This is a genomic window from Spirosoma aureum (genome assembly GCF_011604685.1).
Taxonomy (GTDB): domain Bacteria; phylum Bacteroidota; class Bacteroidia; order Cytophagales; family Spirosomataceae; genus Spirosoma; species Spirosoma aureum.
Map to the genome: position 1 here is coordinate 5,597,849 of NZ_CP050063.1, position 23,311 is coordinate 5,621,159.

The 23,311-nt window shown below is 50.5% G+C and carries 19 protein-coding genes; 12 read left to right on the forward strand and 7 right to left on the reverse strand.

The window, feature by feature from the left end:
- Positions 1-62: 62 nt before the first annotated feature.
- The 7 genes from G8759_RS22280 to G8759_RS22310 all read left to right on the forward strand — a co-directional run bounded on the left by G8759_RS22280 (position 63) and on the right by G8759_RS22310 (position 10,780).
- Entirely contained in the window at positions 63-2,147 is a 2,085-nt protein-coding gene (locus G8759_RS22280) for a CehA/McbA family metallohydrolase domain-containing protein (RefSeq protein WP_167212645.1), read from the forward strand.
- A gap of 18 nt (positions 2,148-2,165) precedes the next feature.
- The gene (locus G8759_RS22285) at positions 2,166-5,750 is read left to right on the forward strand and encodes a PVC-type heme-binding CxxCH protein (RefSeq protein ID WP_167212648.1); all 3,585 of its coding nucleotides are present in this window, start codon (positions 2,166-2,168) and stop codon (positions 5,748-5,750) included.
- Between the two features lie 12 nt (positions 5,751-5,762).
- Positions 5,763-6,497 carry a ThuA domain-containing protein gene (locus G8759_RS22290; RefSeq protein WP_167212651.1) on the forward strand — a complete coding sequence of 245 codons (735 nt, stop codon included), beginning with the start codon at positions 5,763-5,765 and terminating at the stop codon, positions 6,495-6,497.
- Between the two features lie 115 nt (positions 6,498-6,612).
- Positions 6,613-7,725 carry a Gfo/Idh/MocA family protein gene (locus G8759_RS22295; protein ID WP_167212654.1) on the forward strand — a complete coding sequence of 371 codons (1,113 nt, stop codon included), beginning with the start codon at positions 6,613-6,615 and terminating at the stop codon, positions 7,723-7,725.
- Between the two features lie 106 nt (positions 7,726-7,831).
- On the forward strand, positions 7,832-8,683 hold the full coding sequence (locus G8759_RS22300; protein WP_232073903.1) for a sugar phosphate isomerase/epimerase family protein: 852 nt from the start codon (positions 7,832-7,834) through the stop codon (positions 8,681-8,683).
- A gap of 3 nt (positions 8,684-8,686) precedes the next feature.
- Entirely contained in the window at positions 8,687-9,904 is a 1,218-nt protein-coding gene (locus G8759_RS22305) for a Tm-1-like ATP-binding domain-containing protein (RefSeq protein ID WP_167212657.1), read from the forward strand.
- A gap of 15 nt (positions 9,905-9,919) precedes the next feature.
- Positions 9,920-10,780, forward strand: coding sequence for a phosphoenolpyruvate hydrolase family protein (locus G8759_RS22310; protein ID WP_167212660.1), 861 nt, complete (start codon positions 9,920-9,922; stop codon positions 10,778-10,780).
- A 190-nt stretch (positions 10,781-10,970) separates the two neighbouring features.
- Here the strand turns inward: G8759_RS22310 and G8759_RS22315 are convergent, their stop codons facing one another.
- The gene (locus tag G8759_RS22315) at positions 10,971-13,076 is read right to left on the reverse strand and encodes an outer membrane protein assembly factor BamB family protein (RefSeq protein WP_167212663.1); all 2,106 of its coding nucleotides are present in this window, start codon (positions 13,074-13,076) and stop codon (positions 10,971-10,973) included.
- A 760-nt stretch (positions 13,077-13,836) separates the two neighbouring features.
- On the opposite strand from G8759_RS22315, the gene G8759_RS22320 reads away from it, so the two are divergent.
- Entirely contained in the window at positions 13,837-14,424 is a 588-nt protein-coding gene (locus G8759_RS22320; RefSeq protein ID WP_167212666.1) for a DedA family protein, read from the forward strand.
- A gap of 74 nt (positions 14,425-14,498) precedes the next feature.
- Here the strand turns inward: G8759_RS22320 and G8759_RS22325 are convergent, their stop codons facing one another.
- Complete coding sequence (locus G8759_RS22325; RefSeq protein WP_167212668.1) at positions 14,499-14,846, reverse strand: winged helix-turn-helix transcriptional regulator; 348 nt, start codon at positions 14,844-14,846, stop codon at positions 14,499-14,501.
- Positions 14,847-14,936: 90 nt separating this feature from the next.
- Between G8759_RS22325 and G8759_RS22330 the strand changes: the two genes are divergently transcribed.
- From G8759_RS22330 to G8759_RS22340, 3 genes are all read left to right on the forward strand, one after another.
- Positions 14,937-15,905, forward strand: a complete 969-nt coding sequence (locus tag G8759_RS22330) for an aldo/keto reductase (protein ID WP_167212671.1) — start codon at positions 14,937-14,939, stop codon at positions 15,903-15,905.
- Positions 15,906-16,102: 197 nt separating this feature from the next.
- On the forward strand, positions 16,103-17,074 hold the full coding sequence (locus G8759_RS22335; RefSeq protein WP_167212674.1) for an aldo/keto reductase: 972 nt from the start codon (positions 16,103-16,105) through the stop codon (positions 17,072-17,074).
- A 122-nt stretch (positions 17,075-17,196) separates the two neighbouring features.
- A complete protein-coding gene (locus G8759_RS22340) occupies positions 17,197-17,928 on the forward strand; it encodes a helix-turn-helix domain-containing protein (protein ID WP_232073904.1) in 732 nt (243 codons plus the stop codon).
- 217 nt (positions 17,929-18,145) lie between these two features.
- Here the strand turns inward: G8759_RS22340 and G8759_RS22345 are convergent, their stop codons facing one another.
- The 4 genes from G8759_RS22345 to G8759_RS22360 all read right to left on the reverse strand — a co-directional run bounded on the left by G8759_RS22345 (position 18,146) and on the right by G8759_RS22360 (position 21,620).
- Positions 18,146-18,538 (reverse strand): hypothetical protein, encoded by a 393-nt coding sequence (locus G8759_RS22345; RefSeq protein WP_167212680.1) that lies wholly within the window; start codon positions 18,536-18,538, stop codon positions 18,146-18,148.
- A gap of 214 nt (positions 18,539-18,752) precedes the next feature.
- Positions 18,753-20,114 (reverse strand): HAMP domain-containing sensor histidine kinase, encoded by a 1,362-nt coding sequence (locus G8759_RS22350; protein ID WP_167212683.1) that lies wholly within the window; start codon positions 20,112-20,114, stop codon positions 18,753-18,755.
- Positions 20,111-20,806 (reverse strand): response regulator, encoded by a 696-nt coding sequence (locus G8759_RS22355; protein WP_167212686.1) that lies wholly within the window; start codon positions 20,804-20,806, stop codon positions 20,111-20,113. The genes G8759_RS22350 and G8759_RS22355 overlap by 4 nt, the downstream gene beginning before the upstream one ends.
- Before the next feature lie 103 nt (positions 20,807-20,909).
- Positions 20,910-21,620 (reverse strand): TerC family protein, encoded by a 711-nt coding sequence (locus tag G8759_RS22360; protein ID WP_167212689.1) that lies wholly within the window; start codon positions 21,618-21,620, stop codon positions 20,910-20,912.
- 315 nt (positions 21,621-21,935) lie between these two features.
- Here G8759_RS22360 and G8759_RS22365 point away from each other — a divergent pair, with 315 nt between their 5' ends.
- The gene (locus G8759_RS22365; RefSeq protein ID WP_167212692.1) at positions 21,936-22,445 is read left to right on the forward strand and encodes an SgcJ/EcaC family oxidoreductase; all 510 of its coding nucleotides are present in this window, start codon (positions 21,936-21,938) and stop codon (positions 22,443-22,445) included.
- A 77-nt stretch (positions 22,446-22,522) separates the two neighbouring features.
- On the opposite strand, the gene G8759_RS22370 is transcribed toward G8759_RS22365, so the two are convergent.
- Positions 22,523-23,200 carry a VOC family protein gene (locus G8759_RS22370; protein WP_167212697.1) on the reverse strand — a complete coding sequence of 226 codons (678 nt, stop codon included), beginning with the start codon at positions 23,198-23,200 and terminating at the stop codon, positions 22,523-22,525.
- Positions 23,201-23,311: the final 111 nt, after the last annotated feature.

Here is a 23,311-nt window from a genome sequence, read left to right on the forward strand (position 1 = left end):
TGCTTAGTTTTCCAAACCTGATCAATAACCAACTAACACAACCTGCAAACCTTTCTTACTCAATGCGAAAACTCCTTTTCCTGCTCACTCTTCTGGGATCGGTCGCCACTCAGGCTCAAGTGGCTGTTGATTTGTCCAAATACACCAAAAGCCCCACTACAGTTTCGCAGCAGGGTAGCGACGTAATACTAACCTGGCCAGCTTCGGGGCGGGAAATGGGTCGGCTAATCGTTAGTCTGGTTTCGGACAAACCGCTGTTTAGTCACATCCAGTTGTCAAAAAGCGGGAAGTTCAGCGAAATTGCCACGGACATGAACCCGGCCTTTGTACTGACCATCGGTAAACGGGATCTAGTGTCGCAAAACGGCTGGAACATCTTTTTCGATAAAACCAACCGGCTGCCCAGTAAATCCTATGCTGTTCAACTGACCAAACGGTCGGCCAGTGTCAGCACCGTTGGTACGCGAACCGTGTTGCGGATTGGCGATACCGAAGCCGACCGTTTCCGGGGAGCCATCGAAATTACGGTGTATCAGGGAAGCCCATTATTCAACATAGCGGCTGTCATGTCGACGCAGGTTGACTCAACGGCTATTCTCTACGACGCGGGTTTGGTAAGCAAAATGCCAGGTTGGACCACACTGGCCTGGTCGGATACTGACAACCGGATTCAGGAGTCTCCGCTTAATCCGACGGCTCCCAACAAGGCACAGGCCGTAAAATACCGGACCATCATGGGCTGTGGTCCCAATGGAACGCTGGCTGTTTTCCCGGCTCCGCACCAATATTTTTATCCGTTAGACGAAGCATATAATCTAGATTTTACGTGGTATGGGACGGGCTATCGAAGCCTCGTTCCAGAGTTCGGCATCGGCATCCGGCAGGATTTAATGGGCGACAAGCGCTGGGTTCCGTGGGTCAATGCGCCACCCGGCACCCAGCAACGGCTCAACTTTTTCTGCCTGCTCAGCACTGACAAACCGGCTGAAACGCTGGCAGAGGTGAAGCGATTCACGCATAACGACAAATATCCGGCGGTGCCAGGCTACAAAACGATGTCGAGCCACTTTCACAACGAGTTCACCATGAAAGTGGTACTTGCAGGTAAGCCCATACCGGAAGTTCCCAACTTTGTAAAGGTATTTAAAGACCACGGCGTGAACATTGTCCATCTGGCCGAATTTCACGGCCCTGGCCATCCTAAAGGCCCCGATAGCTTGCGGCTACGGGAACTAAAAGCCCTCCATGAGCAATGTAAACGACTATCAACCAATGACTTTCTGTTGCTACCCGGCGAAGAACCCAATAATTTTTTCGGCGGTCACTGGTTATCTTTCTTTCCGAAAGATGTCTACTGGATCATGTCGCGCAAACCCGAAATGCCTTTCGTGACGAATGAACCCGGCTACGGCAAGGTCTATCGGATTGCCGACAAGAATGATATGCTCAAGCTCCTGGAGGCCGAAAACGGTCTGGCCTGGGTGGCCCACGCCCGTACAAAAGGCTCAACGGGCTACCCTGATAAATACAAGGAAGAAGACTTTTTTAAGTCGGACCATTTTTTCGGAGCGGCCTGGAAGAATATTCCCGCTGACCTGTCGGAACCACGACTGAGCCGCCGGGTGCTGGATTTGCTGGACGATTATTCGAACTGGGGGCACAAAAAACACGCCATAGCCGAGACAGACATTTTTACGATGGAGCCGGAAAATGAAACCTATGCGCACCTGAATGTCAATTACTTCCAGATGGACAAACTGCCTGATTACAATTCGGGCTGGCAACCGGTTCTGGACGTCATGAAACAGGGTAAGTTTTTCGTAACAACGGGCGAAGTCCTGCTGCCAGCCTTCACGGTGAACGGCAAAGGTTCGGGCGAAACCGCTTCGTTACCCGCCGACGGAAAAACGACCATCAATCTGGACGTAAACTGGACTTTCCCACTCTCATTCGCTGAAATTGTATCCGGCGATGGCAAGCAGGTCTACCGCGAACATATTGACTTAACCAATACGTTGCCCTTCAGCAAAAAAACGTACCGGTTCGACACAAATCTTAAAAATCGAAAGTGGGTCCGGGTCGAAGTCTGGGATGCCGCTGTGAATGGTGCTTTTACCCAACAAGTCTGGCTCGAAAACCAACACTAATCGCTCAACTTTTTCTTTATGAAATTGCCCATTTTTACCCTCCTGCTGGCACTCGTGCTGCACCAGGGCTGCACAAGAACTGCCCGGCCCGGAATGGGTTCGGGGCAGAATCCTTCTACTTCCGAGACAACTGCTCGCCGGGGAGAAGTGCTGTTTCTGGGCAACCGGAGCAAGCATCATGATTCAGGGAAATATGCCCCCTGGCTCGCTATTTCGCTTTTTAAAAAAGGCGTGAATCTGACCTACACCGTTAACGTCAATGACCTTAACCCCGAAAATCTGGCTAAATACGATGGGCTGATTATCTACGCCAATCACGACAGTCTCCCGCCCGCGCAGGAATCGGCTTTAAAGGCGTTCGTGGAGGGTGGCAAGGGATTAATTCCACTGCATTCAGCATCCGGCTGTTTTAAAAATTCGGATTGGTACATCTCGACGATCGGTGGCCAGTTCAAGTCGCACAAAACAGGGCCGATTACGGAGAACATTGTCGCAAAAAATCACCCGGTCATGCAGGGGTTAACGCCCTTTACTACCTCCTGGGACGAAACATACATCCACCAGCGGCTCAACCCCGACATGACCATTTTGACGACCCGACAGGAGGGCGACCGGCAGGAGCCTTATACGTGGGTACGTAAGCAGGGAAAAGGACGGGTTTTTTATACGGCTTATGGCCATAACGACAGTACGTGGGCAAATCCCGGTTTCCGTGAACTGGTAAATCGGGGGGTGTTGTGGGCCATTGGGGAGCCAGTAACCAAACAGATCGCTAAACTGGCGATTCCGAACGTAGACATTTACGAGTCGGCCAACATTCCCATTGACGATTACACCAAACGGCACCGCGTTCCGGCCATGCAGGTGGCGTTGAAGCCCGAGGACTCCAAAAAACTGATGCAGGTACCCACCGATTTCGACATTCAGTTGTTTGCGGCTGAACCGGACATTACAAATCCCATTGCCATGTCGTGGGATGAACGAGGAAGGCTCTGGATTGTAGAATCAGTCGATTATCCGAATACGTTTCTGGAAACCGACGGAGCTGCCAACGACCGCATTAAAATTTGCGAAGACACCAACGGCGACGGGCGGGCCGACAAATTCACCATTTTTGCCGACAAGCTGAACATCCCCACCAGCATGGTATTTGCCAACGGTGGTGTGGTAGTGTCGATGGCTCCGCACTTCGTTTTCCTGAAAGACACCAACGGCGACGACAAGGCTGATGTTCGGGAAAATATCATGAGTGGCTGGGACAAAAACGATACGCACTTTGGTCCCTCGAATCTGCAATATGGCTTCAACAACAAGATTTGGGGCGTAGTTGGCTCCGGCTACAGCGGCACTACCCGCGATGGTCTGTCCCTTAATTTCAGAACTGGCGTTTATAACGTGAATCCCGACGGTACCGGATTCGATTTTCTGGCGAATACAAGCAATAATACCTGGGGGCTGGGCTTTACGGAGGATAACAACGTATTTATTTCCACGGCCAACAATACCCACAGCGCGTTTTATTCGATGCCTGCCCGTTACATGCAGCGTAACCTGCCGGGCGCGACAATACAGGCGGTCCAAAAAATTGATGGGCATTACGATTCGCACACAATGACCCCGAATCTGCGGCAGGTGGACGTAGTAGGTGGTTTCACGTCGGCAGCAGGACACCATTTTTATACGGCCCGGAATTTTCCAAAATCGTACTGGAATCGGGTGGCATTTGTGTGTGAACCAACCGTTCGGCTGATTCATAATGCGATCATTGAGCCCAAAGGAGCCGGTTTTGCCGAGCAGGATGGCTGGAATATGCTCGCCAGTACCGACGAGTGGGTTGGTCCTGTGCAGGCAGAAGTTGGTCCGGACGGAGCACTTTGGGTGGCTGATTGGTACAACTTCATTATTCAGCACAACGTATTTGTGGAGCGGCAGGCCCCGTCAGAAATGGTGTTGCCCTTCAAGGAGCAACCACGTGGGCAGGGCAACGCCTTTAACAGTCCGTTGCGCGACATCAATTTTGGACGTATTTACCGCATCGTTTATAAAAAAGCGAAACCGTACCAGCCCATTACGCTGTCGAAAAACGAACCGGCAGGTCTGATTGCTGCCCTCAAAAGCGACAATATGTTCTGGCGAATGAACGCGCAGCGCCTGATTGTCGAGTCGAAAAATATGTCCCTTATTCCGGAGCTTTACAAAGTCATTTCCAACCCCGATGTAGACGAAATCGGCCTGAATAGTCCCGCCGTTCACGCCCTGTGGACGCTTCATGGTCTGGGGGCGCTAACGAGTGCTAATTCCGAAGCGATTCAGGCAGTCTCTAAAGCATTGACACACAAAGCCGCCGGGGTTCGTAAAGCCGCCATTGAGGTACTGCCCGCAACAAGTCAGACACTGGACAATCTTCAGAAAGTGGGTTTACTGGACGACCCAAATCTGAACGTTCGAATGGCGGCAATGTTGGCAATGGTGCAAATACCATCATCGGAAGCACTCGGAGCCGCGCTTTACCGGGCCGCGCTACGTCCCGAAAACGATACCGACGAATGGCTTGGACGAGCCTTGTTTGCCGCTGCTGCCGTTCACCGGACCGGTTTTCTGGCCGAAGCCGCTAAAGCTACCCCTACTGCGGAAAATTCACTGGCCAGCCGGTTGCTATCGGGCATCAATAAAGAAGTGTATTCGCTGCAACGACGAGCTGTCATTACCATGCCTCCTGACGTATCGGGTAAGGAGATTATTGTAAAAGGTTCGGCCACGAAAGGAATCCGTAACCTGGAAGGTTTCATTATGGGGCAAGGTGATAAAGAGGGCGGCTATGGGCTATACATAAAAGATGGCCACCTGACAATGGTTGTGAAACAAAACGAAAAAGTTTATTCTGCCAGCACCAGGGAAGGGCTTCCCGACAATTTTGAGTTTGAGGGGCGTCTTGTGAACAATGGCGAGATGGTGCTATTTGTAAACGGTCGGGAAGCTGCAAAAGGCAAAGCGCCTTCCTTATTTACCAAACCGTTGACGGGTAGTATTCGGGTGCAGCGGGATTTTACCAATGAAAACTCGATGGGTGTTTATGCGGGCGCATACAATACTACGTCGTCCTTCGATTTTATGGGTAATGTGCAAAACGCTACGCTGGAGATTCGCAACCCAACCGGCGAATCCCAACCAATGTTACCGAAAAAGCCCATTTCTGACAAGGCAACGATAGTGACTATCAAGGTAGTAGAAGAGCAGATGAAATACGACACAAAACAGTTTACGGTACGTGCCGGACAACCTGTAGTACTGACGCTCGAAAACCCGGACATCATGCAGCACAACATCGTTATCTGCAAACCCGCTACTGCCGAGAAAGTCGGGAAAGCCGCCGATAAGATGGCACAGGACCCTAAAAGTGTTGAGAAACACTACGTTCCACAGTTACCGGAAATTGTAGCTTCCAGTATTTTAGTCAATCCGGGGGAATCATATACGCTCGAATTTGTTGCCCCGGCCAAACCCGGCGACTATCCATTTATCTGTACGTTTCCCGGCCACTGGAGTATCATGCGGGGCGTTATGCGCGTCGAAAAAGTAAATGAATCAACGAACGTCCGATAACCAACATATACCATGTACCGATTTCTAATTTACCTCCTGCTGCCAACGCTGCTTATTTCCCTCACCCGTTGCAAAACGAGTTCAAACGCCACCGCCAAAGCTGGTAAACCTATTCGGGTGCTGGTGGTGGGTGGCGGTACGTCGCATAACTTCGGAATGTGGTACCGCAACGTGGACGGACAGACACTAAGCCGCGACGGTTTCGCCACTGTCAACTACGTAGGCGATCCCGACTCCATGCTGACCTATCTGCCCCAGACCGATGTATTGTACCTCAGTAACAACCGGCCCATTACCAACCCGGCAGTGCGTCAGGCTATTATGGATCACGCCAACGCAGGCAAGGGCTTGCTGATTGCCCACGCAGCCATGTGGTATAACTGGAAAGACTGGCCTGAATACAATCAGAATCTCGTCAGTGGCGGAACCCGCAAGCACGATAAGTATGGCCCCTTCGATGTCACTGTGACTGACACCCAACACCCCATTACGAAGGGAGTTGAACAAAAATTCAGCCTGAAAGACGAACGCTACTACTACATTCCCGACCCGGCCGGACCAGGCATTACAGTGCTGGCCAGTTCGAGCTTATCTCCTTCTGACCCGGTTTATCCATCGGTGTTTGTGGTTAATCATCCCAAAGCGCGTATCGTCGGTCTGGCGCTAGGCCATGATGCAGAATCGCACAATTTGCCCGTTTACCAGACGCTGCTGCGAAATTCTGTGGCATGGGCTGGAAGGAGATAGAACGCAGATCAGTATGATTCTTATGATAGACTATGATCTTATCTAAACATAGGCATCATACTGATCTGCGTTCCATCAACCGAGTAACATTCCATTTCAAACAATTGAATCAATTATGAGTGATCAGAAAATTACCGTTGTCATTGTTGGCATGGGCTTTGGCAAGGAGTTCATCCCCATTTACCTGCAACACCCCAATATCAATAAGGTGGGCATCTGTACCCGCAATCGCCAGACACTCGACGACCTCAGAACGAAATACAACCTCGACCCGGAGCTTTGCTTTGAGCATTTCGAGGATATACCCGGTCGCGCCGATGTCGATGCCATCCACGTAGTAACCCCCGTTCCAGACCACGCCCGCATGACGCTGGCTTCGCTCAACGCCAATAAACACACCGCCTGCACCATCCCGATGGCAATGACCAAGGAGGATTGTAAGGCCATTGTGGAAGCCAAACGACGAAGTGGTAAGGTGTATATGATGATGGAGACAGCCCTTTACACCCGCGAGTTTCTCTACGGTCTCAACTTAGCCGAAACCGGCGAGTTAGGACGGATTCAGTTTGTTCGGGGATCGCACATCCAGGACATGAGCATGGAAGGTTGGGGTGAATACTGGAAAGGTTACCCACCGATGCTCAACGGTACCCACGCAATTTCCCCTCTGCTCCGTATCAACAACACAACGGCCGAAACCGTCGTCTGTCATGGATCAGGACGGTTGAGAGACGATCTGGCCAGCCGTTATGGTTCACCTTTTGCGGTTGAAACTGCTACATTCACGCTTAAAGATTCCGACGTAATTGCCGAAGCCACACGCTCGCTGTTCGACGTAGTACGCCAGTATCGGGAAAGCTACGATGTTTACGGCACCAAAATGTCGTTCGAGTGGGAGCAGTTGCAGGATGAGGAACACATTATTTTCGACGGGGGCGAAAATGCCCGGCGTATCAACGTACCCGACACCGACGAGCTGCTCATCGATCCCATCAAGCACTTCACGAAGCGCGAAAAAATCGACGATCCTAACCACGTATCGTTTTTGCAGGGAGCGGGTCACGGCGGGTCGCACCCGCACCTGGTACAGGAGTTCATGGCTGCCATCATCGAAGGTCGCGACTCGGCGGTAGATGCGGAATTAGCCGCCAATTATACTCTCGCCGGTATCTGCGCCCACGAATCGGCCATGAAAGGTGGGGAACGAATCACCATTCCTTCGTATTAGTTGGCGTTACTTTTCATGAAATCAACTGCTTACATCTGACGTAGTGAGGACTAATAGCTTTCATTACTACATTCCAGCCTATGCTCAACGCTAATTCACTACTAGCATGATTCAATTTGGTGCCAGTACCTTCATCTGGGTGTCCCCTTTCACCACAAACTCATTCGACCTGCTCTATAAAGTCGCCGACATGGGTTACGATATTATTGAAGTAGCTGTTGAAGATAAAGATCTGATCGACTGGGTAAAACTCAAACAACTGGCACGCGAAACAGGGCTAAAAATAACCATTAGCGGAGCATTCGGCCCCAACCGCGACCTATCCAGCGACGAGCCTGCCATCCGAAAAAATGGACTTTCGTACATCGAAGATTGCCTGCGTCTGGCCGAAGCGATGGAAAGCCCCATTTTTACGGGGCCGGTTTATTCAGCAGTAGGGAAAACACGTCTTGTTTCTGCCGAACGTAAACATCAGGAACGAAACTGGTGCCTTGAAAACCTGCATCAGGCCAGCGAAGTAGCCCGGCAATGTGGTGTAGTGATTGGACTGGAACCGCTCAATCGCTTCGAAACGGACATGGTCAACACGGCAGAGCAGGCACTATCTCTGGTGCGCGAAGTTGGCCATCCGTTCCTCAAAATCTCGCTCGATACGTTCCACAATAACATTGAGGAAAAAAGTATTCCGGCTACTATTCGGGCTGTTGGGAAGGAGTTGCTTTGCCATGTTCAGGGCAATGAAAGTGATCGGGGCACACCTGGAACCGGTAACGTTGACTGGCCGGGTATCAACGAAGCCTTGATCGATATTGGCTATGACGGAGCCGTCGTCATCGAAACCTTCGGTGCACCATCCGCAGAACTCGCCAAAGCCGCGTCCATCTGGAGGCCATTAGCAAATAGCCCCGATGAACTGGCCAGTGAAGGGTTAGATTTCTACAAATCGCTCTTTCGGTAGTATATGCAAAAATCCATCGTCATTATCGGTTGTTTCGACACCAAAGGCCCCGCCTTCGCCTTTCTGCGGAACTGCATACTGGCGAGGGGCGAATCTGTCCTCACAATCAATACGGGCATGATGAAAACGGTGGTCGATTTCCCGATTGATTATGATGCAGAAGTCGTTGCCGAGGCCGCTAACGATTCACTGGAGAGGCTCCGCACGAGTCGGGACCGTGGGCGAGCGATTGAGATCATGGGGACGGGAGCAGCTGCCATTGTGGAACAGTTGATACGTTCGGGGCAGTTGAAGGGCGCTATTGGCATGGGCGGTGGGGGTGGTACGTTCGTGGCGCTCTCGGCAATGCAACCTATTCCATTTGGAGTACCCAAACTTTGTCTGTCAACCATGGCCGGTAAGGACTTAACCCGGCAGGTTGGGACGAAAGACGTAACGCTAATGGCTTCGGTAGTGGACGTTGCGGGACTAAACGGCATGCTGACCCCGCTAATCGAACAGGCGGCAGCCGCCATTTGCGCGATGGCCGACGTAACACCGACAATGCATCAAAAATCGGCGGGCCGAATTGCCATTAGTATGTTTGGTAACACAACCACGTGCGTGAGCTATTGCACAGAACGTCTTGAAAAAAAGGGATATGAAGTGATCGCCTTTCATGCCAATGGCCTGGGCGGTCGAGCGATGGAAAGCCTGATTGGCGAAGGGCATTTCGACGCTGTGCTGGACGTTACGACTACCGAACTGGCCGATGAATTATGCGGAGGTGTTTGCAGTGCCGGGCCAGATCGACTAATGGCCGCAGCCCGAATGGGCCTGCCGCAGGTAGTGGTACCGGGCTGTCTGGATATGGTTAATTTCAGCCAACCTGACACGGTTCCTGCGCATTATCAGCACCGTCAACTGTACAACTGGACACCGACCGTAACCCTCCTGCGAACCGACGCATCTGAGAATGAACAACTTGGAAAGTTATTAGCTCAGAAAGTAAATCAATCGAAAGCGAACGTAACGGTTGTTTTACCTTTGAACGGTATCTCGCAGATTGACGCTGCTGGAAATGCCTTTTACCAGCCTGAGGTCAATAGGGTACTTTTCGACACCATAAAAAGCAATCTTTCTCAACGGATAAAACTAATTGAATCGCCCACGCACATCAACGATCCGGCATTTGCCGACGTATTGGTTGCGAGTTTACTGGAATTATTACAACCAAGATAAAGCAAGACATATCGTATGCCGAACCAATGGACTGGAAAAGGAAATCCCTATACAAGAGACGAAGTCAGAGCGCGTTTACAAGCGACACTGACTAGTCAGAAGGCCATTATTGCTGCAGGGGCCGGAACAGGTATCAGCGCTAAATTCATCGAGAAAGGGGGCGCCGATCTGATAATTATCTACAACTCCGGGCGGTTCCGCATGTCGGGTCACGGTTCTACGGCGGGTCTGATGGCCTATGGAGATGCCAACGCCGTAGCGATGGAAATCGGTGAGTTTGAAGTGCTGCCTGTCGTTGAAGAGATCCCGGTGATTTGCGGAGTGCATGGCTCCGACCCCCGCCGACGAATGTGGCATCACCTGCTGAAAGTGAAAGAAATGGGCTTCTCCGGCATTAACAATTTCCCAACCCATTGCATCGTAGACGGCCATTTTCGGCGGGTGCTGGAAGAAACCGGAATGGGTTTCGATAAGGAAGTTGAAATGGTACGGTTGGCGAGTAAAATGGACCTGTTTTCCATCGTCTACGTTGCCACACCCGATGAAGCCCGTCAAATGGCCGAAGTAGGTGCTGACGCGATCATTGCTCACGTCGGTACTACCGTCGGTGGGTCCATTGGCGTCACAGAAGCAAGCTGCTCCATGGACGAAGCCGTCGAGCGAACGCAGGCCATTATCAATGCTGGTCGGGCCGTAAACCCCGACATTTTTTTCCTGGCGCATGGTGGACCCATCAACACCCCCGACGATGTTCGTATCGTGCTTGACCGGACGAACGTACAGGGTTTTGTAGGTGCCTCGTCGCTGGAGAGAATGGGCGTGGAAGTATCGCTTACCGAACTGACCCAAAAATTCAAGTCGCTTAGTCGTTTATGATCTGACCATTTTTCGGTAAACTTTCTGTTTGTTTTTCGACTCCAGGACTTTCGCTTGGAAGCGTTCCATGGTTACTAGTGATACGCAGACAAACCACGGTCCACCGTTGCGTTGGCACGCTTCCAAGCGAAAGTCCTGGAATCCTGTTTCTTATGAAACGTTAGCAACCTCTCAACGACGAAGTAGCTGATTATGGCAACGCAAACGCCACGTACCGATCCCCCGACTTCGTTTTGAGTTTGCCTCCTCCGCAGGCAATCACGACATATTGCTTGCCATTGACGGCGTAGGTACTCGGCGAGGCATACCCGGCAGCGGGCAGTTTGGCGCGCCAGAGTTCACGGCCCGTTTTTCGGTCGAAAGCCCGAATCAGTTCGTCGCGGGAGGAGGCAATGAAGAGCAACCCGCCCGCCGTGACGGCCGGAGCACCATAGTTGTCGGTGCCCGTCGGGGGGATGCCCTTCGCCACCAGTTCGGGGTACTCGCCCAGCGGAACTTGCCAACGGTGTTCGCCCGTATTCAGGTCGATCGCTGTCAGCGTGCCCCAGGGTGGACGGCTAACGGGGTACCCGGCCCGGTCATACCAGCGGGTAAACCCTGTGTGGTGGTAGGGAGCGGTATTAAGTCCTGCAGTGCTGGCGACGGTCGTTGTTTTGCCGAACAAAAAATCCACGATGGCCTTACGTTCGGCTTCCTTTAGTTGGGTGAATGCTGGCATCATGCCCTGGCCTTTGGCGAGAACCTGAGCCACGGACGTCTCGTTGCGTTTTTGGGAAATACTGGTCAGGGCCGGATAGGTCCCATCGTGACTGCCTTCGCGGTTTGGGCCGTGGCAGTTGGCACAGTGGGTTTGGTAGAGTTGACTGCCAGTGCGGTCAACTGCACCACCTGACAACGAACCGGCGGGGGTCGGAACCAACCCCATGGTGACCGGAATTTGCTTGGAGGGAACGTACATAATGCCGGCTTCGTCCACCGCTGCCCCACCCCATTGCGCGCCACCGTCGGTGCCTGGGAAAAATACGGTACGGTTGGGACTTAGTGGAAGGGGAATAAACTCCTTACCCGATTGCCAGCGCCGAAGCTGGGCCAGCACGGTGTCGCGGTCGGTGACAAAGTCGTTAATATCGCTTTCCGAAAACGATTGCCGGGTAAAAGGCGCGGGTTTGAGGGGAATCGGCTGGGTAGGCCAGGCTTTTTCTCCCGGAACGCTGGAAGCAGGCATGGGTCGTTCCTCAATCGGAAACAGCGGCTTACCTGTGACCCGATCGAAGACAAAAAGAAAACCTTGTTTGGATAAAACCGAAACGGCATCAACCTTTTTGCTACCATGAACGACGGTGAATAAATTGGGGGGAGCCGGAATATCGCGATCCCAGATGTCGTGGTGGATCGTCTGAAAATGCCAGAGCCGCTTGCCTGTGGCCGCATCAAGGGCTATAAGGCTGTTGCCGAACAGGTTCTGGCCGGGCCGGCTACTGCCGTATAAATCGAAGGCAGCCGTTCCCGTAGGCACGTATACGATGCCACGCTGCCGGTCGATGGCCATGCCCATCCAGTTGTTGGCTCCACCAAAGTTACGGTGGCCGTCTTTCGGCCAGGTGTTGGCTCCGTACTCGCCGGGATGTGGTATGGTGTGGAACGTCCAGACGAGCCGCCCCGTGTGCAGGTCATAGGCGCGCACGTCGCCGGGCAGGGCAGGCGCGATCTCCGACACCCGGTGGCCCATGATGAGCAGATTTTTATACACTACACCCGGCGTATTGCTCACCACGTAATCGTCGGCTCCGGGACGGGCGAGGCCGTCTTTTAAGTTGATTTTTCCGCCTTTCCCAAAACTGGCCACCGGTTTTCCCGTTCGGGCGTCGAGGGCGTAGAGCAGCGAGCCGTAGGCGAAGAAAATTCGGACTTCCCGCCCATCGGTCCAGTAGGTAACGCCCCGGCTATTCATGGCAAAGGTATCGTCGGTGAAGGCCGTTTTCCAAATCTCCTTACCCGTAGCAGCGTCGAGCGCAAAGGCCTGCGACCCTGCCGAAACACCATACAGCACCCCGCCGATGATAAGCGGGTTGCACTGAATCTGGGTGTTGTTTTTGAGGGTATCGACTCCGCCCGAAGCATATTCCCAGGCGACCTGTAGGCCCGCAACGTTGCCGGAGTTTAGCTGCGTGAGTGGCGAAAAATGGTTACGATCTGGCCCGCCGTTGTATTCGGGCCAGTCGGTAGTGGCGGGTTTTTCGGCCAGGCTGAGCAGGCCAACGGTCAGGACTAAGGCTGAGTAGGTTAAACGTTTCATGAACAGGTCTGGAGGAAAGTACAAATGAACAAAAAATGGTCGAAAATTGCGGTAGCCTCTCGTCTTATGTGGCTCAGGAACACCAATAATCCTGGCGGGTCTCCGCCAACATCCTGTCGGCATTACCTTTTAATGTCCCGCAATACCTCCAGTCTCCCCGGTGGGTTGGGGTATTTCCGACGGTATACCGCGCTTAATTCAAGGCACATCATACGCACCCTGTTAATAACATTAAAGATCGGCTCCATTTAGAGTTGAAACCGAGGAAGATTCGTCGAATGGAATCCATAATAGTTTAACAACTACCCGAATGCCGATGCCAATCTATCGGGCAATGATTTGTTCATATCTAAACACCTTCAGTACAGAAATGGACAGGCTTTTGTCTGCTCGAATCTGTAACCTTAGTGGACGTTACAGATTCGAGCAGATAATTATTTAAGCCCTACAAGGCAGCCAGCAATTGGCAGTCCGATGATGTGGCACCTTCTGTACCAACTCTCATTTATAGCATTGACGAACACATTAACAGGGGGTCGATCACTAGCAAAATCCAGTCATCTTAGAGTAGATATTGTGTAATACGATCTACAAGATTGAGTTGTTTTGTAGACAAGAAGGATTTCTCGTAGAAACCAATGGATTAACTAAAACCGATGTACGGCACTGCATTCGCCTACTAATACTGGCCAGGCCCCCGCTCCTACCCTTATGGCATACTAATTGGTCTAGCGCTGGTATATCCTAAAGCATCTGAAAAATGGACTTCCAGGAATTAATGCTGACCTATGGCTACCCCATCCTATTTCTTGGCGTATTGCTGGAAAGTGAAGCTTTTCTGCTGGTAGGTGTTTACCTGGCACACCGGGGATACTTCTCGCTGGCAGGCGTCATCTGTGTAGCTGCCCTATCTTCTTTTGTCATCGCTCAATTTTGTTACTACCTGGGACACCGTTATGGCAGTTCATTTCTGACCAGGCGGCCCCGCTGGCAAGGTCGCTATAACCGAGTGGAGAAATTGATGGTCCGCTATGGATCTACGCTGGTCGTGGGCTTTCGCGCGTTCTACGGCCTTCGTGGAGCCATTCCTGCCGCCGTTGGGATAGCTAGTTATCCTCCCATTCGCTTTGCCTTATTGAACGCATTCGGAGCACTGCTCTGGGCCATAACCGTTGCCCTGGCAGGGCACAATCTGACCCAAGTGGGAGAAGAGGCATTTGCGTTTCTCCACGAGCAATACAAAATCGTATTTATTGGGATCGGCATCCTGGCCAGTATTTGGATTTTTTATCGCCTGATCATTGCCAGAAGACTTAAAAGCCAACAAACTGGAGCTCGACCAATTTAAACCGATAAGGTTTTTGAAACCGCACCAGCGGCCCGGCTTATTGGTATATAAACATACGGAGCTTCCTCAATACGCTACCTGGCAAATAGTGGTTCTAATAAACTTCGATGGTCTTCGCCCCATTGAGCCGTCAACTCAATAATGGGAATCAAGCTCTGGCCCAGTGGTGTGAGTTCGTACTCTACCTTCAAAGGCAATTGATCAAAACTAGTTTTGGAAAGGATTCCATGCTCCACTAACTGATTTAATTGGGTGTCTAACAGTCTTCGTGACGCTTTAGGAATCTTGCGCTGTAATTCGCCCGGCCGCCTGATGCCAGAATGAATGCTCCAGATGAGGCTGATTTTCCACTTCCCATTCATCACTTCCATGAACAGGTGGAGGCCGCAGTCGAGTTCGACCGGTAACTTTCTCTTGTACATCCAACAAATATAAGCTAGCTGAAGATCTTTTAAATACGGCTGAATTTAGCCCTACTTGATTGTGCCTGGCTCGCTCCTGACCTTTGCTGAATGAAACATAAATTATTCGGAACACAGACCGGTTTACCTGCCAGCGTCCTGATTATGGGTGGTTCACAGTTGGGGGACCGCCGGGGTTATGGCACCCCCACTCAGGACGCACTTCAACTACTCGCGGCCTATACCGATGCCGGTGGAAACTTCATCGACATCTCTGACCAGTATCAGTTTGGCGAAGCGGAAGAGACGGTCGGTCGGTTTTTAGAGCACAAACGACACGATTTTATTATTTGTACCAAGTACACCCGGAGCAGTCAGTCAGACCCGTCGCCGGCCAATGGGGGTAATCACCGGAAGGCCATGCGCCAGGCAATAGAGAGCAGTCTGAAACGCCTGAGAACGGATTACATCGACATCTATATGCCGCATTTTGATGATGGTGTAACGCCCATAGAGGAAACCGTTCGTGGGCTGGAAGATCTGGTTACCGCTGGAAAAGTTTTATATACAGGGTTGGCTAATTTCCCCGCCTGGAAAGTGGCTACCATCGCTGCTTCTATGCCGCTGACGACGATTCAGATCGAATACAACCTGCTACAACGAACCGCAGAACGAGAGCTAACGCCAATGGCTGAATACGTTGGATTGGGTATAATGGGTTACTCTCCCCTGGCTGGGGGATTACTGACGGGGAAGTACCGGCAGGGATCCTCTGGGCGTTTGACACGTACTGCGGCCGATGGTTCTCAGGAAGACGAGCGAACAAAGGCAGTAATCGATCAACTGGAGCTGATGGCCAGCGAACTCGATGCCACTCCGGGACAGATAGCGTTGGCCTGGGTACTGAGTAAAGCAATATTTCCGATCATCGGCGCACGGACAATAGCCCAACTGGAGACTAGTTTGAAGGCGACTGATATTCTGCTAACTGCCAATCAGGTAACGCGTCTCGATGAGGTTAGCGCCATTGCGAAGGGTTATCCACAGGAGGTGCTTGCTTCAGTGCAGAATAAATACTGAGCGGCCGCTTTCAACACTATGTCAGACTGGTCTATATAGTTACCATCTCACAAAACAATCATGGCTACTGTATGCGGCTTTGACACAAGCGGAAAGCGCCAATGACCCATACAGACAAGTAAGTTGAGCCGTAGACGAAATTCGGCAATGCCGAACAACGCTGACCTTTGCATGAGTTAAATCATACAACATCAGCAATGACGACGATCACTAAAATAAATCTGGGTAAAAACGGGCCACTCGTTTCCAAACTTGGCCTAGGCTGTATGCGCATGTCGTCGGTATGGGGCGGTCCGACAAATGACGAGCATGAAAGTGAAGCAACCATTCAACTGGCGTTGGACAGCGGCATCAATTTCCTGAATACCGGAGACTTTTACGGAAGCGGCCACAACGAGCTGTTAGTTGGCAAAGCCATCAAAGGCCGGCGGGACGACGCTTTCATTAGTGTTAAATTTGGGGCTATTTTTTACAACGGTCAATGGATTGGGCTGGACTTGCGCCCTGTTGCCATCAAGAATTTTATCAATTATTCGCTGGTACGCCTGGGTATCGATACCATTGACCTGTATCAGCCATGCAGACTTGATAATAGTGTTCCCATTGAAGAGGTGATTGGTACAATTGCCGACCTGATCCAGGAAGGAAAAGTTCGTTACCTGGGTGTTTCTGAAATAACGGCGGATCAACTGCGCAAAGCCCATAGCGTTCACCCTGTAACTGCCCTGGAAATTGGGTATTCATTGGCCGATCGTCAGATTGAAAGCGACCTGCTTCCTGCAGCGAAGGAATTGGGTATTGGCGTCGTGGCCTTTGCCAATACAGCCGAAGGGCTACTCACTGGTGAGATGAAAGCACCCCTTCCGGCCAATGATTACCATACGCATTTCTCACGTTTTCAGGGCGAAAATCTGATCAGGAATCTGGAAAAGGTGAACGTATTAAAGCAAATGGCAACCGAAAAAGGATACACGCCGACCCAACTGGCCATCGCCTGGGTCAATAGGCAGGGCGATCATATCATGCCTTTGGTCAGCATGAGTCGACGATCGCGGCTCCCAGAAAACATCGAGGCCATGGAGATCGAGTTCACAGCTGAGGAGATGGATACACTGACTTCACAGTTTTCGCCGGGCGCGATCCTTGGCGGCACATATCTTCAGCGATAACAGGGCGGTGCATAAGCCCTACATTTTACTATCTTTACCTAGTGACGAACCCAATTGAAATAATCCCCGGAGTTATTTTTTTCTCGTATCTCTCGACCATGAGGAAGGAGAAGGTAGCTTTTATGGAACACAATACCCTGGTATTGCAGGTGTCAGGTCGTTTCTCACTCGAAACGGCCACCGAAAAGATCTCGATGGGGATCGGTGAGATGTTACTGATCCAAAAAAATCAATTGGGGGAACTGACCAAGACTCCTCTGGAAGGCGGGACGTATCAAACCATTGTCATCAGTCTGAAAGAAGATCTGCTGAGGCAGATTGCCCTGGAGGAGCAAATCGAAATCGGTCAAAAATACCTGGGTCCACCCAACGTTCTGATTCCTGCAAACGATTTTTTGCGGGCTTTCTTTCAGTCCGTGATGCCCTATGTTGCTCATCCGCAAGAGAGAATTACTCAGGCTATGGGCAAGCTGAAAGTCAGGGAGGCTGTTCATCTTCTGCTACATACCAAGCCGGAACTGGAGACATTCTTATTCGACTTTTCGGAACCCTATAAGCTGGATATGGAAAAGTTCATGCTTAGCAATTTTCATTACAACGTTCCGGTTGAACAATTTGCCAGACTAACGGGTCGAAGCCTGGCGGGATTCAAGCGTGATTTCCAGAAGATATTTGGCATGGCACCCCGGCACTGGCTACAGGAAAGGCGGCTTGCAGAAGCCCGGCATCTAATCGAAACCAAGCACAAAAAACCCTCTGCGATCTACCTCGAACTTGGCTTTGAAAGTCTGTCTCATTTCTCGCATTCGTTTAAGCGAAAATACGGCAAGTCTCCCACCGAGTGGTCCGTTTAGGGTGGCCTGTCCTGTTGACAGAATGAACTCTGGAGGCTGTGTTCCCACAGCCTCCAGAGTTTTCCTCTATTATGTATTACAACTAACGTTTTGTTTTCACTAAAAGAACCACGGCTCCTGAGTTCGTTCATCGGCTGGCGAGCCTCAGGAGCGTGATCTACCAAGCAAGCTGGTTTGAGTCGTAGCGATCGAATCGCTAAAACCCAGGTTTCTGCACTTACTGACCCGTTTGGGCGTTCGGTTTACTAGACGACGAATCACCTGTTTTAGCCACCATTCGAGTGGTTGAGTTCGGCAGACTAACGCGCTGAATTTTATAATTCCGAAGAGCTACATCCGTTTCCGGCGTATGCGGCAACACCACACCTCCCGTTGGTACGGCTCCCGGTACCTGGTGTTTGTAGTTGGCCAGCGGAGCCGTGCCCAACCCAGGTGCACGAACGGAAGCGCCAGACTTGTTTTCCCATTGGCGAGCCGTGGCTGCTTTATTGGCGTGCTTGTAGTTATGCGTCGAGTAGGTGTGATCGTTCCGTACTTTGTTATCATCCTGGGCCGAGGCTGTTATCAACGAAAGGCCGCTGAGGGCTGCTATTAATAAGATCCGTTTCATGGTTTGTCTAATTTAGTCGTTATCCAGCTCAATTTGAGACCGTTTCATCTCATCTGCTGGTTGACTTCACAAAGCTCGTACACCGGCATTAGGCTCGTGTTAGAGCCGCATTAGAACGGAATTAGAAATGCAGTTAGCTGTCTGAGGGCCTGATCAAAATGTAACTTATCTGCCCGATGCGAACGGTAAATTGGGCAACAACAAACCAGGAATACTAGTGAGGTAAGATAACCGTAAAGGTTGTTCCTGCGTCAACGGATGAATCAACCTGGATCTGTCCCTGGTGTAGTTTGATTATGCGCTCCGTAAGCGCCAGACCGATTCCATGGCCGGGATGGCCAGTGGCGTTCCGCCCTCGCTGGAAGGGACTGAAAATAATGGCCAGTTGATCGGGGGCAATAACGGAACCTGTGTTATGAACCGTCAGTTGTATCGCGGCATCCTGGCTAGTCAATTGTACCCAAACGGTACGGTCTGGTGAGAACTTTCCGCCGTTATCCAGCAAATTAAAAAAAGCCGTCCGCAATAGAGCCTCACTACCCATCATTTGCCAGATAGGGGTTCCTTTCGTGTTCGAGTCAATGTTCAGATAAATCGTATACGTCGGCTGGATTCGCTGGAACTCCAACCGGATCTGCTCAAGGAGGGTGTCCAGTTGCACAGGGGCCATTGGTACGGCGGAAGCATCCATGCTGGCATTGGCCAGCGCCAATAATCCATTGGCCATTCGGTTTAAACCACGAACATCCTCCAGAACCGACCGAAGCGTAGCCCGTAACTCGTCTGGTTCATCGTCGGCCAGCAGCGAGACTTCCAACTGACCTGTAATAGCGGTGAGGGGCGTTCGTAATTCATGGGAAGCACTCGATACAAACGAACGTTGCAAGCGGAAAGCCTCTTCCAACCGACTTAACATCCGGTTGAATCGCTGAACTAACCGGGTTAACTCGTCGCCCTGCGATTCTTCGGGTAAGCGCAGGGAGAGATTTGAAGCTGTTATAGCGTCGATCTGTCGATTAATCCGACTGATGGGCCGAAGCATACGACCCACAAAAAAACGGCCAGCGAGCAATAGCAGGCCAATCATGACGCACCAACCCACACCGAGTAGTTTACCTAAGTTCATTACCGTACGGGTTCCATACGTATCCACCGCGGAGGCTACAATGACAAACGGCTGCTGATGGTCGTTAAATAAGATACCCACGATCTCACGATTGGCTTCTTTCCAGACCGCCCGTCGGCTTTGTCGAATGTGATTCAGGTTTTCGGGGGTGAGCGTGAGGTAGTCCGTTCCACTTTCGTAGACCAGTTTGTTCTGTGTATTGTAAATGATAATCTCTTCCTCTGGAAGAACCGTCAGATGATTTTTGTCCAGTAATTTATAGAGGGTTGGACCAATTCGCTCCTGGCTCAGCAGCAGATGGCCCGCCGTTGTCGCTTCTGCCAGAAGACGCTCCTGAAATTGGTGCTCCCGGTATTGATCGGCCAGCTTGAACAGTAGCCCGCAAAACAAAGCCAATAAAACCGAGACAATGGCGGTGAACAAAAGGGTCAGTCGGGTACGGAGGCTCATTTTTCTTTAAGCACATAACCCATTCCGATCAAGGTATGAATGAGTTTGACGGGTGAATCTTTGTCGATTTTAGCGCGCAGGTAACTAATGTAAACATCAATCACATTCGTTCCGGTATCGAAGCCGATATCCCAAACCTGCTCAGCAATATCAACCCGCGAAACAACCCGTCCGGCATTGCGCATCAGGTACTCCAGCAGGGAAAACTCACGGGCGGTCAAGTCAATGGATTCTCCCCGTCGACGGGCTACACGTTGATGAAGGTCCAGTTCCAGGTCGGCCACGCGAAGTATTTGCATTTCTTCTTCATTTGGGGTCGACCGGCGGAGCAGGGCTTTTACCCGAGCCAGTAGTTCAAGAAAATCAAACGGTTTGGCCAGGTAATCGTCAGCACCAGCCTCAAAACCCAGTAGTTTGTCGGCGGTCGTATCCAGCGCCGTCAACATCAGAATCGGCAACCGGCTTTGCTGACTGCGGATGTACTCCGCCAGATCAAGTCCACTCAAACCTGGCAGATTAACATCCAGAATGACCAGTTTGTAGGGCGTCGTGTCGAAGAGCTGTTTACCTTCTTCACCGGTTAACGCTACATCGACCGTATAGGCCTGGGTTTGAAGTCCTTTTTTGATGAACGCAGCTACCTTAGGTTCGTCTTCAACCACCAACAAATGAGCATTGACACCAGACATCATTATGCTAAGACTAGTTTGGGAAGCGAAACCGATCCCAGGTGTATGGAATAACTACTGGCAAGGTAGCAACCAACGCCGAATAGCGTGCATAAATCACAGTCAATCAGTTGCCAGGTTTACCTGGGCGGACTGTCTTCATCTGAATCACATCGACCAGAAAGGCAAAGGCCATAGAAAAATAGATATAGCCTTTAGGTATTTCAACATGTAATCCTTCGGCTACCAGCGACATACCGATGATCAATAAAAAACAGAGAGCCAGAATCTTGAACGAGGGATGACGGCTAATAAACGAAGCAATCGGTTTGGAGGCCACCAGCATGATGCCTACCGTGACGATGACGGCGGTGTACATCACCCAAAGCTGCTCGACCATTCCGACAGCCGTAATAATGGAGTCGATGGAAAATACCAGATCCAGGATGAGAACCTGGATCAGCAAATCCCGAAATGTGGCTTTGGCCGTATCCGGCGCATTGGCATCGTCGCCCAGTTCGGCTTTATGGTAAATCTCTTTGGTACTTTTGTAAATCAGGAATAATCCACCTGCCAGTAAAATCAGCCCCTTTCCCGTGATGGCGATACCCGATATAACAAACAGGGTTTGGTCGAGCTCCATGATCCAGGCAATGAGAGCGAGCAGCCCTAACCGCATGACCATCGATAGTCCGATACCCCAGTAGCGTAACCTGTCGCGCTGTTCATCCGGTAGCTTATCGGCCAGAATAGAGATAAAAATGATGTTGTCAATGCCCAGAATGGTTTCCAGAACGATCAGTGTCAAAAGGGGAACAATATTATCGGCCAATTGCATGGAGGTAGCTCCGTTAGGTGAGATTTTATAGGCATGGTAAAAAAGCCTATAGGTACAACTGTGTTGGCAAACTGATGTTCAGGTAGCCTTTAGAAACTGGACCGCTCCCAATGCAATAGGTCAGGTTTTCTTCCAGTGCTCTTCCTATTTCTATTTAGGATTGATGACAAACCTATAAGCCCGGCCGCCGGTGCGGTTTCAAAAACCATATCGGTCTAAATTGGCCAAGCTCTAGTTTACCGATAAATAAAGCAGGTTAGTTTAGGAGTATCCCTTTGGGTAGCTTTCAAATTATTTTATCTAAAGTCAACTATCATGAAAATAGATTCGGTTACCAGAGGATTTTTGGTTCTTTTTCTGATTCTTTCTTCATCCAGCCTTTTTGCGCAAAACGCTAAGGATTCGGTAGCGATTCAAACTATCCTCCAGCAGGAAGATCAGGCCTGGAACAAGGGGGATGCAACGGCTTACTCCCAATCATTTTCCCGTGATGGCACCTTTACCAATATTGGGGGTATGTTCTTTAAAGGGCATAAAGCTTTTTTAGACCAGCACGAGGTGATTTTTAAAAGCTTTTTTAAGAATACGGTCTTAAACCAGAAAATCGTGTCTCTGAAATTTATACGCTCCGATGTCGCCATTATGGAAACCTTGTGTCAGGTTTCTGGCTTTGCCAAAGAAGGTCTTCCACCCAGAATTCAATTAGATACCAAGGGGCAACTCAATACCCGTTTATTACAGGTGTTAACCAAAGAGCCAGACGGTTGGAAAATTGTTTCCTACCACAACGTAGATGTAAAACCCGGAACTCCTATCCCCGAATAAACGGTCTGAGCTTAGACAATTAACTAGTTGTGTAACGGCAGCCATAAGTATTTGGCGTGCGTTAGCGCATTGATTGTCTACCAGCTAATAACTAATGGAATCAAGGGGGTAAAGTTTTGCTGTTGACCTTGTTTGCCATCGTCAAATTCTAAGGTAACCAGATAGGTATTTCCTTGTGAACTATGAAGAATACTTTCATGAAGAACCTTTTTCATAGCCGACGATAAGTCGTTGACCGGTGGTAGTGTTATGGTTACCTTCGTCAGTTCTTGGAAGCCATTTGCATGTGTCAATGGCTGCCGCTTTTGTTGAGGATAATCTTTCGGAGCTAAGCCAAAAAAAGGCATCTCAAAGAGCATTGGTTCAACAGGGAAAGCCTCATTCGAGGCTATGTTGGCAAATTGGCCTTGGGGTAGATAAACGGAGTAGTATCGCCAGCCATCCTCAAAAACTAAGCGAATCGCATGGTCTGATGGCTGTTCTGTTCTGAAACAGAAGCCAAAAGGGCAATAGTTAGTGAACTCGTACTGTGACCTTTCCCATAGATTGGCTCTTTTAATTTCTGAATGCTTAATTTCATCCTCATTAATCACCCAGACTAATTCTATATACGCATTCTGAAAAAAGAATCGCCGACAAGCTGTTCCCTGTCCGGGATGGACATTGGCTGTTCCTTCGCTCAGGCCAAACGATTGTAAGGCCGTGGCGACTTGTTGAGCCTGATGAGTAAATATAAAAATATGGTCTAACTCCATTTTAAGGGCGTTTTTACGAAGGTACTCATTCCATGTTTACCCATTTGAGGAAAAGCCCTTTGCAATTGCACAACTTTTGCAAAACCACGACTGACCAAATTAATCTGCCTA